This window comes from Williamsia sp. (assembly GCF_036566845.1).
GTDB lineage: Bacteria > Actinomycetota > Actinomycetes > Mycobacteriales > Mycobacteriaceae > Williamsia.
Map to the genome: position 1 here is coordinate 1 of NZ_DATCVM010000111.1, position 1,620 is coordinate 1,620.

General features: G+C 63.5%; 2 protein-coding genes. One reads left to right on the plus strand and one right to left on the minus strand.

Features of this window, described 5'->3' with window-relative positions; genetic code table 11:
• Positions 1-826 (minus strand): enoyl-CoA hydratase (locus tag VIQ49_RS10165; protein ID WP_414731615.1); only part of this gene is annotated, 826 nt, incomplete at its 3' end.
• A 287-nt stretch (positions 827-1,113) separates the two neighbouring features.
• Here VIQ49_RS10165 and VIQ49_RS10170 point away from each other — a divergent pair.
• Positions 1,114-1,620, plus strand: a 507-nt coding sequence (locus VIQ49_RS10170; protein ID WP_331884003.1) for an LLM class flavin-dependent oxidoreductase, incomplete at its 3' end; no start/stop codon positions are given.

Below are 1,620 nucleotides of genomic sequence, written 5' to 3' on the forward strand. Positions count from 1 at the left end.
GGTTGAGCTGATGGATCGGGAAGCAGGCGTCCAGTGCGGTGGAGAAGCCCATGGCATCCACGGACTGGTTCACCGACTCCTTGATGAACAGGGCGGTGGCCGTCGGCAGTTTGGCGATTCGGCCTGCGAATTCGACTGCACGGTCCGATAACTCGTCGTTGCCGAAGACCTTGCTCACCATCCCGATGGCATGGGCGTCGTCAGCGCCGAGTGCGTCGCCGGTGAGCAGCAGCTCTTTGGCCTTGCGGGGTCCGAACTCCCACGGATGCCCGAAGAACTCCACACCGCACATGCCGAGCCGGGTTCCGACGACGTCGGCGAACACGGTGTCTTCGGCCGCGACGATGAGATCGCAACACCATGCCAGCATCAGTCCGGCCGAAAGCACCATTCCGTGGACCTCGGCGATGGTGATCTTGCGCAGATTGCGCCATCGCCTGGTGTTCTCGAAGAAGTAGTGCCACTCCTGCCGGTGTCGGGACTCCACACCACCCAACGTCCCACCGTTGCACTGATATGTGGGGTGCTGGCCGGGGCCCGGCGCGCGCTCGCGGACGTCGTCGGAGGAGCCGAGGTCGTGTCCTGCGGAGAAGGACGGACCCGCGCCCCGCAGGATCACCACGCGGACTGTGTCGTCGGCCTCGGCGAGCTCGAACGCCGACCCCAACTCGACGAGAATCCCGCGGTTCTGCGCATTGCGCTGCTTCGGGCGATCGAGCGTGATGACCGCGACCCGGCCCTGCTCGACGAGCTCGTAGCGCAGGTACGTGAACAGGCTGTCGAAGTCCTGCACTCCAGTACTCCCTTCATGGGATGAGAAAGCGATCCGGCCGTCACGGACGCGGTGTCCTCGGGCGATCCGGCGGGTCGTGACCACCCCGTGCTGCTCACGGGGCGTCCGACCTTCAGGAGGCTACGTGGTCCGACGGCAAAATGTCCATAGCCGATACGCAGCACGGAATCTTCTTGCTAGATAAATTGCCAAGACAATCGCCTCTTGCGCTTGACGATGTATCTTGTTAGTACTGTGTTGTACGTCGCATTGAGGGGCGCCGGAGATGCCGGATCGTCGCCGCGGTGTTCGGCTCTAGGCCAGACCGAGAAAGGTTGAAGATGGAGATCGGGATATTTCTCATGCCGGCGCACCCGCCGGAGCGGAGCCTGTACGACGCGACGCAGTGGGACCTCGAAATCATCGAGCTCGCCGATGAATTGGGCTACGTCGAGGCGTGGGTCGGTGAGCACTTCACGGTTCCGTGGGAGCCGATCTGCGCACCCGACCTGCTGCTGGCGCAGGCGCTGTTACGCACCAAGTCGATCAAGCTGGCCCCGGGCGCTCATCTGCTGCCCTACCACCACCCGGTGGAATTGGCCCACCGCGTCGCCTACTTCGATCACCTGGCCCAGGGCCGATTCATGCTGGGTGTGGGTGCCAGTGGCATCCCGGGGGACTGGGCACTGTTCGATGTCGACGGGCAGAACGGCGAGCACCGCGACATGACCCGGGAATCGCTCGAGATCATGCTCAAGGTCTGGACCGAGGACCAACCGTGGGAGTTTCGCGGAAAGTACTGGAACGCCAACGGTATTGCGCCGATGTTCGAGGGCCTGATGAATCGG